The sequence below is a fragment of the Phycisphaerae bacterium genome, from assembly GCA_018003015.1.
Lineage (GTDB): Bacteria > Planctomycetota > Phycisphaerae > UBA1845 > PWPN01 > JAGNEZ01.
Window position 1 is genome coordinate 1 of record JAGNEZ010000055.1, and the last position, 13,348, is coordinate 13,348.

Genomic DNA, 13,348 nt, shown 5'->3' on the forward strand with positions numbered 1-13,348 from the left:
CTTCGTCCAGACCCTTTCTGGGCGGGTGGGCCGCACCATCGATTTGCCCACCGAGTCCCAGTGGGAGTACGCCTGCCGGGGGGGCACCAGTACCTTCTATTCCTTCGGTAATTCCTCCGATCAGCTGGCAAATCATGCCTGGTTTTGGGATAATGCAGATTCGCAGACTCACGCCGTCGGCGGCCGGCTGGCCAATCCCTACGGCCTGTTCGACATGTACGGCAATGTATGGGAGTGGTGCCAGGACGTCTGGCATGAGACCTACGCCGGTGCTCCGACCGATGGCAGCGCCTGGCTCAGCGGTGATGACACGACCCTGCGGGTCGCCCGCGGCGGTTCGTGGGGTCATGAGGCCGTGGATTGCAGCTCGCCGTCGCGCGACCGGGGCACGGCCACCCATCCCAGTTACCTCATCGGTTTCCGGGTGGCCTCGGGTTCGTGAGGGCTTCGACAGCCTCCGTAGTTCGGGCTTGATTTGGCCCTTGAGAGTGACACTGTGACGAGATGACGGTGATGAGAAGGAAGACAACTCAGACGCGAGTGGGGTTCATCCTGGGGTTATTCTGCACAGCCCTGGCCACGGGCTGTGGGGAGTCTTCCACGCCTGAGGAGGTTACTCGCTTTCAACAGGCCGGCCCGGTGCAGCCGCCGGTCGATGAGGACCGGGTGGTCAATGCCAAGCTGCCGTCCGGGCCCTACCGGCCGGTGGCGGGCGACGTTCTGGAAGTGGTCATGCCTGCGGTGCTTCAGGAGGCTCGATCCAGCTACCAGCCCACCATCGAGTTGACCCGTCCGGAATCTCATCTCTGCCGGGTGGGCGACGACGGCAAGATCACCTTGCCCATCATCGGCGAGCTGGATGTCAGGGCTCGGAGCCTGCCGGAGATCGAGGCCCTGGCCACCAAGGCCTACTACCCGAAGTACGTCAAAGAACGGCCGAGCATCGTGGCCAAGGTTCAGACCTACCGTACGGCCCGCGTTTCTGTTGTCGGGGCGATCAACCTGCCCGGTGTCTACGAGCTGCAAAGCCAGGAGATGTCCCTGGTCGCCCTGCTGATGAAAGCCGGGGGGATTGATCTGAAGGGTTCGACCGGCGCCGCGACGGGCGGGGCCAGCGTGGTGCGGATCAAGCGGATGGGCAACCCGGCCCTGGCCGCATCTGCCGCACCCCAGACCCAACCGGCCGGTCTGCCAGTTCGTGCTCCGGATTCCCTGTCTCCCCCGGGACAAGCCGGGGTGATGACCGTGGTACTGCCCGTCCGCGGGCTCAACATTCCGTTTGCGGATGTGCCCCTGGTGGAGGGCGACATGATCGAGATCGAAGGCCTCAAGCCCGAGGTCTTCACCGTGATCGGCTTGGTCAACAAGGCCGGGGCGTTTCCTTACCCGCCGGGCACGCAGTTCAGCCTGCTCCAGGCCCTTTCGTTTGCGGCGGGCCTGAACGACATCGCCGACCCCCAGTACGCCAAGATCTACCGCCAGGACGCCGATGGGAGCATTGTCGAAGCCTCGTTCAAGGTGAAGGGCAGCGCCCTGACCAGCGCCTCCAATGTCATGATCAAGCCGGGCGACGTCATCGCCGTGGAGCACACGCCGGCCACCCGATTCAACTTGATACTGGCCGAGGTATTCAAGATCAACGCCGGCGTGAACCTGCAGGCAACGTATTACTACTGGAATCCGTATGATTACGATACCGGTAGAACCAGTCTTCGTCAGAGCCTTCTCCAGGATGTGATTAACAACCGGCCCACGCTCCTGAACCTGGGGCAGTAGTATGAGCAAGTAAGGGGTGTGTCATGAGTCGACTGGATAACTTGCCGCCGATCGAACCTCGAAAGCCCGCGGGTCCGCCCGCCGGGTCGGGTGCGGTCGCGGTCATGTCCTCAAGCCTTTTCGAGATCGCCTGGCGCCGGCGCTGGGTTATTGCCGCGATCACTGTGGCCGCCCTGGCCGCCGCGTTTCTCTACGTCATGAAGGCCACCCCGATCTTCACTAGTACTTCGCGCTTGTATGTGGAGCAGGCCGGCCCGCAGATCATGAACGAGCGTGAAGGGATCGTGACCCAGTCCAAGAACTACCTGTACACCCAGGCCGAGATTCTCGCCTCCACCCCGATCCTCACCGAAGTGGCCGATCAGTCCACGGTTCGGCGGATGAAGACCTTCGCCGAGGTCGACAATCTCATGGTCTTCCTGAAGAAGGCCCTGAACGTCAAGGTGGGTGCCAAGGACGACATCATCAGCGTGGCCCTCGACTCACCTTATCCCGAAGAAGCGGCCGGCGTGGTCAACAGTGTGGTCGAAGCCTATGTGAACTACCAGACCAATCGCAGGAAGAGTACGTCCTCCGAAGTACTCAAGATCCTCCAGAAGGAAAAGGAGAAACGCGACAGCGAACTGACCGGCACCAACAAGAAGATCCTCGATTTCAAGATCGCCAACCCAACGTTGACCATCGAGGACGAGCGCGGGGGCAACATCCTGATTCAGGCCCTCTCCCGCTTGTCGGCCGCCCTGGCCGAAGCCCGAATCACCACGATTAACGCCAAAGCCTCCTATGAGTCCGCCAAACTCCTGTCCTCCGACCCGGAGCAACTCCAGCGATTCGCCGAGGCCCAGCTCGAACGCGGGGTTCGCATCTCCATGGAGCAGGAGAAGACCCAGCTCACCGGCGAACTCCACCAGCTCGAGCTGCAGTTGGCCGACTGGCAGCAGAAGGTGACCGCCGATCACCCTGCAGTTCAGACTCTCCAGACCAAGATCGGTCAGCTTCGCGCCCAGATCGAGGAGCAGGGCACCAAGACCGCCAAGGATTTCCTGGAGGTTGCCAAGCAGCAGTGGCTGACCGCCCAGCAGGCCGAGAGCGAGATGGACAACGCCTTCAAGGAGCAGCTCACCCAGGCCCAGCTGGTCAATACCAAGGCAGCGGAGCTGGCCATTCTCACGGCCGACAAGGAGCGAACCGAGAAACTCCTCGACATCCTCGACAGCCGCATCAAGGAGCTGAACGTCACCGAGGACGCCGGGGCCCTGAACATCAGTGTGCTCGAGGTCGCTCGCCCGGAAGAGAAGCCCAGCAAGCCCCAGAAAGCCCGGATCATGGCCATGGCCCTGGTCCTGGGGCTGATGCTCGGCTTCGGTCTGGCCATGCTCCTCGATTGGATGGATCATCGGCTTCGCTCGGCCGACGAGATCTCCGCCGTACTGGGCGCCCCGGTCCTCGGTGTGGTGCCGACCATGTCGTCCAGGGAATCCCGGACCGAGCGCGGCCAGAAGGCCCACCGCGAGTCGAGCTCCACCATCGCCGAGTCCTACCGGACCATCCGCACGGCGATTTACTTCGGGGTGCCCGAAGGCGGTGCCAAGACCATTCTGGTGACCTCGCCCGCGCCGGGTGACGGGAAGTCCACTGCGGCCAGCAACCTGGCCATCACCATGGCCCAGGCCGGCCAGCGGACCCTTTTGGTCGATGCCGACTTCCGCAAGCCGATGATTCATCAGATCTTCGAGATTGACGATCAGCACGGCCTGTCGTCCGCCCTCGCCGGCCAGTCGACCAACGGATTGGCTATTCAGGCCAGCCAGATTCCTGGTCTCGACCTGCTGCCCTGCGGGCCGGTGCCACCCAATCCGTCGGAGCTGCTCAACAGCGAGGCCTTCGCCCAGCTGCTCCGCAAGCTCGCCGCCGACTACGACCGCGTGGTCATCGACTCGCCGCCGGTCATGCCGGTGACCGATGCTCGCATTCTGGGCGCGCTCTGCGACGTCACCGTCTTGGTCCTTCGCGCCGAGCGGTCCACCCGCAAAGCCAGCGAACAAGCTCGTGACGGGCTACTCAGCGTGGGGGCCCGACTCCTGGGCGTCGTGGTCAATGATGTGCCTCGCGGGCGGGACCGCTACGGTTACTACGGAGGCTATGGTTACTACGGAGGCTACGGTTACTACGGCCACTACGGAAAGAACGGAGAGGATAACCCGAAGGAACGGCGAAGGGCGTCTCGGACCGCCGCCCCGACCGAGGGTACGACACAGGCATGATCAGTTTCCTCCAGGCACTGACCGCACTCACGGGCAGAGGCCACCCCGCCCAGCAGTTCACGGGGGTGGATCTGCACTGCCATGTTCTGCCTGGCCTGGACGACGGTCCTGCCTCCGAGGCCGAGTCGCTGGCTCTGTGTCGGGCCCTGGTGGCGGATGGCGTCCACACCGTTGTGGCCACGCCTCACCAACTGGGGAAGATGGAGCAGCGATACAGCGCCCTCGATATCCGTCAGGCGGTGACCTACCTGCGGACTCGGCTTCAGGTCGCGAGTATTCCCCTGGAAGTAGTCCCCGGGGCAGAGGTGCGAATCCATGAAGGACTGCCCGGGCTAATTGATGAGGATGAGGTGCTCACCCTGGCCGACCGCGGCCGCTGGGTCCTGATCGAGCTCCCTCGCCTCAGCTACATCGAGCCGCTGCCCCTGATTCGGCAGCTCAAGGATGCGGGTATCCGCTCCATCATCGCCCATCCGGAGCGGCATGTCTGCGTGCAGACTCACCCGCACGTGATCCGCGGCTGGATTGAGGCCGGGGCCTGCATTCAGGTCACCGCCACCAGCCTGCTGGACCGTCTGGAGGAAGAAGCCTATCGCTGTGCCTGGCGGATGGTCGCCGAGGTGGGTGCCGTGTTGATCGCTTCTGACGCCCACGATGCCGATCGCCGCCGGCCACGGTTGTCCGAGGCGTTCCGGGCCGTCGCGCTGCGGATGGGTGAGCGCGTTGCCCGGCGGGTGTGCATCGATCATCCGGCCGACGTTCTGGCCGGACAGGCTTTGCGACCCGTTTTCGAGACCCCTGCTAGGCAAGAGGCCTCCAGATGACCACCCTCACCACGCACCACAGATCTGAGCGCGCCGCCGCCCATCACCGGTCGACGATACCGGTCGAGCCGGTCGCGAGCCCCCTCGACGGCCTGATCGAGTTGATCCTGATCGGCCTGCTGGCGTTCATGCCCCTGGCCTTCGGGGCGGTCGAGGCCTGGAGCGAGCTGGTCATCCTGGTTGCCGCGGTCGTCCTGGCCGGGTGTGTGGCTCTGCGGTTCATGATCACGCGTGAGGTTCGGCCGGTCTGGAGCTGGACCTACGTGCCCATGGCCCTGTTCGTTCTCCTGGTTGCCCTGCAGCTCGTCCCGTTGCCGGCTCGTGTCGTCCAGGCCATCGCTCCGCACACCGCGGCCACCCGCACCCAGCTCCTCGCCGATCTGCCCGATGCGTCACGAGTGCTCGACACCATGACCTTGAGCTTCTATCCGCTGGCCACGGCCCACAACCTTCGCCTGATCCTGGTCGTGTGTGTCGTGTATCTCACCGTGGTCAACGTCATCCGCCGCCCCGAGCAGATCAAACGCCTGCTGGCCGCGGTCGCGGCCATCGGCGGGGCCGTCACGCTCATCGCCCTCGCCCAGACCATCACCGGGACTGATTCCATCTACTGGTCTGTCCCGACCGGCGGCAAGTACGCCGACGCCGGTCCGTTCATTAACCACAGCCATTTTGGTCAGTTCACCAACCTGGCCATCGGCGCGGCGTTCGGCCTGGCCCTGCTGCTGGTCTACGAGAACTTCCGCGGCATACCCTACACCCCGGCAGCGGTCATGGACCGGCTCGGCGAGCCCAAGCTCCGGCCCTTCTGGGCCCTGGTGACGATGATGGTCCTCGGTGTCGCCAGCGTTTTCACCTCGCTGACCCGCGGCGGTATGATCACAATGCTGATCGCGGCCTCTTTCACCGTGCTGGTCCTGTCCAGCAAGCGCGGCCTACGCGGCGTCCGCTGGTTGATCGCGGTCATCTCCCTGGTCGCCTTCTGCGTCGTGCTCTACGTCGGGTTCGACGCGGTCTATGACCGGCTCGCCACTCTCCGCGAGGTGGACCAGGCCCAAAGCGGCCGGCTGCAGATCCTCAAGGACATCGCCCTCGCCTGGACCCAGTTCCCACTGTTCGGCACCGGCCTCGGCACCCACGAGGTCGTTTACCCCATGTTCGAGCATTCGAGCATCACCCATCTGGCCGGCCACGCCGAAAACGAGTACGCCCAGCTCGCTGAGGAGACGGGCATCCTTGGCCTCAGTTGCGCGGTGGTTTTTCTGACGCTGGTCTGGTCGAGCTATGTTCGCAGCATCCGCCGGCTCCGTCCCTCGATTCGCTGGGTCGCGTTTGGCCTGGGCTTCGGCCTGCTGGCGGTCATGCTCCATAGCCTGAGCGACTTCGGCCAGCACATACCCGCGGTCATCTGCCTGTCGGCGGTGACCTGCGGCCTGCTCGTGGTGCTCGCCCGCATGCGCCACTCCGAGGATCCCCCGCGTTCGCCGGGCCTGCTCCAGCGCTTGGTCGATACCCGGGTCGCGCCCATGGCCGCCCTGGTACTGGTCGCCGTGGGCGCCGCCTGGTCGATCCCCGCTGCCCTGCGGGCCAACGACGCCGAGTCCTCCTGGCGGATCGCGGCACGCATGGAGAACAAGCTCCGCGACGACGATTGGATCGGCACCAACGATCAGTTCGCCATCCTCATCAATCAGGCCGCCCAGGCGGCGACGCTCGAGCCGGCCAACGTCAAGTACCGCTACAACCTGAGCGTCTTCCGGTGGCGGGCGGTCAGCCGGGTGATCAACCCGGACACCGGCGAACTGGTGCTCAACGACCAGTCCATCCGCCACACCGAGCGGATCGTCGATGAGCTCCACCAGACCCGGCCGGTCTGCCCGGCGTACGGGCCGGTCTATGCCCTGCTCGGCCAGCTGGAGTGTTTCATCCTCAACCGGCCGGCGGGTGCCGACCGGGTCCGGCTTGGGGTCAAGCTCGCTCCGAACGATGCCACCGCCTGGTACTCCGCCGGCCTGCTCGAGGCCGAGTCAGACCGCCCCGAAGCGACCGACGCGGCAGGCAGGGCCTTCGCGAGGGCCATTGAGCTCGACGGCTCACTCATGGTCGATATCGCTGATGTCTGCGTCGCCAAGCTCGGCCGGCCGGATCTGGCCGTCACCCTGGCCGGCGACGACGTGGGTCGCCTGACCGCCGTCGCCGACGTACTCGAGGACTACGCAACGGTCAACGATCAGCCTCAGCCGCCAGCGATCAGCAGTCAACCAGCCGGAGCCAGCACTCAGCCGTCAGTAGTCAGCACCCAGCCTTCCGAGGTTGGAGCTGACGGCCGACCGCTGGCCGCTGAGAGCTCGCCTCGTGAGCACCGCGTGCCCGCTGAGAGCCTTGCCCTTGCCGAACAGGCGAGAGCGAGAGTTTTCGATCTACTGAAAGCCAAGTGCGAAGGCCCGGACGCCGAGGCCAGCACGCTTGCCGCCTTTGCCAACCTGTGCATCAAGCGAAAGTCCGATAAGCAGGGCATCGATTATTACTTCAAGGCTTTACAGTTGGATTACGGCCAGGTATACTGGCGATTTGCGCTGGCCCAGGCGCTGGGCCGCGTGGGAGACACGGAGGAGGCCCTCAAGCAGGCCAAGATCTGCCTTCGTCTTCGACCAGACTGGCCGCCGGCCAAGAAGTTGGCTGGCGATCTGAGCATCGCTCCGGCGGGTAAGCCGTTTGGTGTGCCCGCGAGCGCCCCTGCGACGCAGCCGGCGATGGCTCCGGCGAGTGCGCCGAGCGCCAAGTAAAGAGCATGGAGGAAACCGGGCTGAGAGCTGAGTGCTGATGGCCGTCGCGTCGAGGGCGTGCCTGGCCCGCTTCCTTCTCCCTTCCCTCCCTTCGCAAGGGGGGCTTAAGGGGTCGGCAGTGGGGTAGCCGCGTTCGGCGTAAGGTGAGAGGATCGAATGTGCTCCGGCTGAATGCTGAGTGTTGATGGCTCACAGGTTCGACGAGCGCGAGGCAGGGAGTAGGGATGCTCTCCGGTTTCTGACAACTGAGCGCTGACAGCCATCAAGTGTGCCAAGCGCCAAGCAGGCAGCGCGAAGGATGAAGGACGAAGCACAGGAGCTAAGAAGCCAAGTTGGAGTCTCGAGTTGGGCTTCTCGCGCGTTCTCTCCTCTTGCCTGCCTGCCCATACGTCGTCGACTGGAGCATGGCGACGGTTGACGGGGACGGAGTCTGCGCCGGTAAGCTTCGCTTGCTGCCGAAACCGCAGCGGGAGGCACGAAACACGGCCTGACAGCAAAGTCCCGTGCTGCCCTGCGTCGATTGCACGTCGTCCTTGCCTCAGGCTCTTGGTTGTTCATACTGTGCTTCTCGGCCGCCAAGCCAGGGCGGGGGTGAAGAACTTCGATTTGTAATCGCTGCCGAGATCGCAAAACGGCTGAAAAACGGCGGTCCGCAAGCCGCATTTTCCCAGGCATTCTCCCGCGCAGGACGCGGTTGAAACTCACGTAAGTGGCCCCGCAATAAAGAGATGAAGACGGTCTCGTTTATCTTCGGAACGCGCCCCGAGGCGATCAAGCTGTGTCCAGTGATTCTGGCCATGCAGAATCACCCCACGCTGCGACCGCACGTGTGCGTCACCGGCCAACATCGCCAGATGCTCGACCAGGTGCTGGAAGTCTTCGGCATCACGCCCGACGTGGATCTGGCCCTCATGCAGCCCAACCAGACGCTTGGCTCGCTGACCGCCCGGGCCATCGCCGCCATCGACGGCTATTTGGCTGAGTACAAGCCCGACCTCGTCCTAGTCCAGGGCGATACGACTACCGTTTTCTGCGCCTCGCTGGCCGCCTTCTACCACCGCATCCCCGTCGGCCATGTGGAGGCCGGCCTGCGTACCTGGAACCGCTTCTCCCCGTACCCCGAGGAGATCAACCGCGTCCTGACCACCCGGCTGGCCGACCTGCACTTTGCCCCGACCGCCTGGGCCAGGGAGAACCTGCTCAAGGAAGGCGTCCCTGATGATCGGATCTTCGTCACCGGAAACACCGTGATCGATGCCCTGCACATCGCCGTCGCCAAGGTCCGCGAGAACCCGCCGGCCATCCCCGGTCTCCCCGCTCACCTGATGAACGGCCAGGCCCACCGGCCGCTGGTGCTCATCACCGGTCATCGCCGTGAGAACTTCGGCCAGGGCTTCGAGGACATCTGCCAGGCGGTCCGGACGCTGGCCGGTCGCTTCGCCGAGACCGCCTTCGTCTACCCCGTGCACCTGAACCCCAACGTCCGCGAGCCGGTCAACCGCCTACTGGGCAACCTGCCCAACGTGCACCTGATCGAGCCGCTGGCGTACCTGCCCTTCGTGGCCCTCATGAACCGGGCCAAGGTCATCCTGACGGATTCGGGCGGCGTGCAGGAGGAGGCCCCCAGTCTGGGCAAGCCCGTGCTGGTCATGCGCGACACCACCGAACGCCCTGAGGCCGTCCAGGCTGGCACCGTGCGCCTCGTCGGCACCGACAGCGAAACAATCACCCGCGAGGTCTCACGCCTCCTGACTGACAGTGAGGCCTCCGATTCCATGGCCCGGGCGCACAATCCCTACGGCGACGGCAAGGCAACACGGCGTATCCTCGGCGTCTGTGAGGCGTACATCGTTGAGTGTACCCACTGACCATGGGTATCAAGGCCATCCTCACCGCCATGTGCCCCGGGCCACTCAAGCCGGTCATGGACCGGATCGAGGCATCGCCGATCGGCTTTCGGCTTGCCCAGGGCGCGTTCTGGTCCATGGCTGGGGCGGTCGTCTCGCGCAGCCTGATGCTTTTTGCGTCCATACTCATTGCCCGGATACTGGGCAAAACAGGCTTCGGCGAATTGGGCATCATACAGAGCACGGTCGGTATGTTCGGCGTCTTCGCCGGCTTCGGGCTGGGCCTGACCGCCACAAAGCATGTTGCCGAGTTTCGGACCAAGGATCCTGCACGGGCGGGCCACGTCATAGCCCTTTCAGGCCTCGTCGCTCTGATCACCGGTGGCGCGATGGCAGTTACTCTCGCCACCTTCTCCACTTGGCTCGCTGTTCACACGCTAGCTGCACCCCAGTTGACTGGTCTGTTGCGCATCGGCGCTATTATGCTGTTCCTCGAAGCCATAAACGGCGCCCAGATCGGGGCTCTCTCTGGCTTTGAGGCTTTCAGACACATTGCCATCGTGAATCTCTGGGGGGGGCTCGCGGCCTTCCCGCTCATGGTGGCTGGCGCATATACTGCTGGCCTCCAGGGAGCCGTATGGGGTTTGGTCGGCAGCCGCGCCATCAGTTGGCTGCTCAATCATTTGGCCCTTCGCCAAGCCGCAGCACGATACTCAGTGCCGCTCTCGTTCGCCTGCTGCTGGCAAGAGCGATCGGTCCTTTGGTCTTTCAGCCTTCCTGCTGCCCTCTCCGGGATTATGGTGACGCCCGTTAGCTGGGCCTGCAACGCCCTGCTCGTCAACCAGCCGAATGGGTACGGAGAAATGGGAATCCTCAATGCCGCCAACCAATGGCGAAACCTGCTGCTATTCCTTCCCTCGCTACTGTCATCGGTACTCTTGCCAGTCCTGTCACACTCTTCAAGTCAGTCGCACGGATTCGCGAGAGCTTTCGAAATTGCTCATCGTCTGACGCTTGTATTGGTGCTTCCGGTGTCGCTGCTACTAATGCTGGCCGCACCCTGGCTGATCGCTATGTACGGACGTGATTTTCACACCGGCAGGACCGCTATGGTGTACTCGGTGGCCGCCGCGGCTGTCTTTGCGATCGGTTCGCAAGCCGGCACTGCCATAACAGCTCGCTCTCGCATGTGGCTTGGTTTCTTGATCAACACATCGCACGCCGGTCTTTATCTTCTTCTCTCGCTTTGTCTAGTAGCACGGCTGGGCGCTGCTGGTATTGCCCTGAGTCTGCTGATCGCCTATGTGTGCTTGACGTTGTGGGGGTACTGCTACTTGTATCCACAGCTGCCACCACGAGTCTTCCAACGCACGATCATGGCAACCGTCGTTATCACCCTTGCCGCGGTCGCAGTTTCTGCCTTCTGAATCGGATAGTCCAGGGGTTCTTGTTCCCCCTTCAACACCGACCACTAGCATCGCCTAAAGGACACATGCTATGACATCATTAGTGCTTCGTGACATCGTAAGGCGAACACTCCCATGTCCGGTTCGCAAGGTCGTGCGAAAGGCAATTATGACAGCGGCCGACCTTAGACTCACTCCATTCCAGAGGAAGTTTGCCAGGGCCATGCGAAGGGACTACAGTGACCTACCTCTCGCACCTTTTGCGGACGCTAGTATCTACGAAACAGAGCAGGCTGCGATCAGGACATACAACGCTGAATGGAATTACTACAGCAACGCTTTGCGGCGCGAGGTCGTGTCTACTTTCCAGAAGAGCATTGAGACACTTCTTTCTTCGTTCGAGACGATTGACTATCTTGAAATTGGCTCCGCACAGGGACTATCAATGGGTGTCATCGCTTGCATGCTGCGCCGAGTCCGCAGGTTGCATACGCTCCTGTCGATTGACCCTTACTATGAGGACGGATACACCGAAGGTGGCGGAGCCCCCCAGCCAGATGTTCAGAAAGTGCGTATCAACAAGGCCACTCGTGACAAAGCTCTTGGCCTCTATCGATCTCTTGGTTTATCTGTCAGTCTGCTGGAGCGACAGAGTTCCAGCGGCCTAAAGGAACTACTTTCCGAAAACAGACAGTTTCATCTGATCTACATCGATGGTTCGCACGAGGGATTGAACCCCACAATTGATTTTGGCCTCTGTCACGAACTGGTGCACAAAGGGGGGATCATCATGCTTGATGACCACTATTGGGAGGATGTCATTCCTATACGCGCTCTCTGCGACAGGCATGCCACAAAGATAGCCGAGTGCTGGAAGGTGGCTGCCTACCAGATAGCCAGAGAGCAGTCGCATTAATGGAATGTGTCTCGCATGCCCAAGGTTAACACCTGAGAACATTGAGGAGGTTCACCGTTGAAGGGTCTCTTAACTGCAGTCATCACAACTGTCCAGAACCCCACTATGTACACCCGAATGTTATATGAGCGCTTTGGGGAATGCGGCGGCCACCTCGTCGTGGTCGGCGACAAGAGCGGACCGTCTGCCTATGAGCTTCCCGGTGTAACGTTTCTAAGTTTGGAGGCGCAATGTCGGAGCGGCTTCCGCCTAGCCTCACTGCTGCCGATAGGGCATTATGCCCGGAAGAATATCGGTTATCTCCAGGCGATCGCAAACCAAGCGCCATGCCTGTACGAAACAGATGACGATAATGCACCCCTTCCGGACTGGCATCCGCGCGAGTCCACTTACCGTAACGGTCGGACCGTCCCACGGACCCACAGCCGCTGGCTGAACGCCTATGGATATTTCACGTCGCAGTACATCTGGCCACGAGGCTTCCCCCTTGATGAAGTTCGACACCAGCCATCCATCACGGAGCTTGTCAAGGGTGACGTTTCGGCTCCAGTTCAACAAGCGTTGGTGAATCGGGCCCCAGACGTGGACGCAGTCTGGCGTCTGTTATTTGGGCACGAACTCGATTTCGACCGCGGCGTACCCGCCCTGTACCTCACGGCTGGCAACTGGTGTCCATTTAACAGCCAGAACACCTGGTGGTGGCCCGAAGCCTACCCCTTGATGTATCTCCCTAGTTTCTGTTCCTTTCGGATGTGCGATATATGGCGCAGCTTTATTGCTTTGCGTTGTCTCTGGGCCATGAACGCGGGCATTCTGTTTCTTCCTGCCGACAGTTTCCAGGAACGCAACGCACATCGCCTCATGAAGGATTTCGACGACGAAATCCCCGGCTACCTGGGAAACAAGGGCTTCGTCCGCGTTTTGGAGGAGACTGAGCTTGAGTCAGGTTCTTCTGGAGCAACGGTGGGCAATTTGCGGCGTTGCTATCAGGCGTTGATTGGTGCTTCTTTCTTCCCGCCTGATGAGCTGCCGCTTGTGGATGCTTGGGTGGAAGACCTCCGAGCAATAGGCAATACTGAAGGAGACTGTAGCATGAATACAGGGTGACTACCCTGCTCTGGCGAGGTGGAGCATTGCGGTTGCCTGATCGCGGCCTGGTGCTTGGGCGTCGCGTTGCATGTCGAATGCGATTCGCTGAATGATATGCTCCCGGGATCGAACCCGGTACACGGTCTTCTGCATTTTGCGGTGTCGGCGATTGCCGCGCTCAACGGCATTCTCGCCAAACACCTCGGTGATGGGAACCGGATAGAGTGGCGACCCATCCGTGGTGATGCCGGCCAAGGTCAGCCCCCGGCCGTCGAGGGCTGCTTTGAAACGCCGGAAGAACCGCCGGATGTTGTCGTGGGTTGGATCGTGGTCAAGAACCTCGTAGCAGATCCGCTTGAACGTGTGATTGTCCACGATCGAGAGAACACAGAAAGGACCGTCGTACAACTCGTCCGCGGCGATGTAGCCGGAAAGTCCGC

At 62.2% G+C, this 13,348-nt stretch carries 10 protein-coding genes; 9 read left to right on the top strand and 1 reads right to left on the bottom strand.

The genetic code is table 11. The features are described from left to right. From KA354_19185 to KA354_19225, 9 genes are all read left to right on the top strand, one after another. Positions 1-442 (top strand): formylglycine-generating enzyme family protein (locus KA354_19185; GenBank protein ID MBP7936771.1); only part of this gene is annotated, 442 nt, incomplete at its 5' end. 71 nt (positions 443-513) lie between these two features. Further along, the gene (locus KA354_19190) at positions 514-1,776 is read left to right on the top strand and encodes an SLBB domain-containing protein (protein ID MBP7936772.1); all 1,263 of its coding nucleotides are present in this window, start codon (positions 514-516) and stop codon (positions 1,774-1,776) included. A 23-nt stretch (positions 1,777-1,799) separates the two neighbouring features. Beyond that, positions 1,800-4,040: a polysaccharide biosynthesis tyrosine autokinase gene (locus KA354_19195; GenBank protein MBP7936773.1), complete on the top strand. Its 2,241-nt coding sequence runs from the start codon at positions 1,800-1,802 to the stop codon at positions 4,038-4,040. Next, a complete protein-coding gene (locus tag KA354_19200) occupies positions 4,037-4,864 on the top strand; it encodes a protein tyrosine phosphatase (protein ID MBP7936774.1) in 828 nt (275 codons plus the stop codon). The genes KA354_19195 and KA354_19200 overlap by 4 nt, the downstream gene beginning before the upstream one ends. After that, positions 4,861-7,650 (top strand): O-antigen ligase family protein, encoded by a 2,790-nt coding sequence (locus KA354_19205; protein MBP7936775.1) that lies wholly within the window; start codon positions 4,861-4,863, stop codon positions 7,648-7,650. The genes KA354_19200 and KA354_19205 overlap by 4 nt, the downstream gene beginning before the upstream one ends. Positions 7,651-8,378: 728 nt before the next feature. Then, positions 8,379-9,518, top strand: a complete 1,140-nt coding sequence (gene wecB, locus KA354_19210; GenBank protein ID MBP7936776.1) for a UDP-N-acetylglucosamine 2-epimerase (non-hydrolyzing) — start codon at positions 8,379-8,381, stop codon at positions 9,516-9,518. A 2-nt stretch (positions 9,519-9,520) separates the two neighbouring features. Beyond that, complete coding sequence (locus tag KA354_19215) at positions 9,521-10,924, top strand: oligosaccharide flippase family protein (protein MBP7936777.1); 1,404 nt, start codon at positions 9,521-9,523, stop codon at positions 10,922-10,924. A 202-nt stretch (positions 10,925-11,126) separates the two neighbouring features. Next, positions 11,127-11,819 (top strand): class I SAM-dependent methyltransferase, encoded by a 693-nt coding sequence (locus tag KA354_19220; protein MBP7936778.1) that lies wholly within the window; start codon positions 11,127-11,129, stop codon positions 11,817-11,819. 57 nt (positions 11,820-11,876) lie between these two features. Next, on the top strand, positions 11,877-12,926 hold the full coding sequence (locus tag KA354_19225) for a DUF288 domain-containing protein (GenBank protein MBP7936779.1): 1,050 nt from the start codon (positions 11,877-11,879) through the stop codon (positions 12,924-12,926). Here KA354_19225 and KA354_19230 read toward each other — a convergent pair whose 3' ends face one another. Then, entirely contained in the window at positions 12,927-13,316 is a 390-nt protein-coding gene (locus tag KA354_19230; GenBank protein MBP7936780.1) for a hypothetical protein, read from the bottom strand. Between the last annotated feature and the right edge of the window lie 32 nt (positions 13,317-13,348).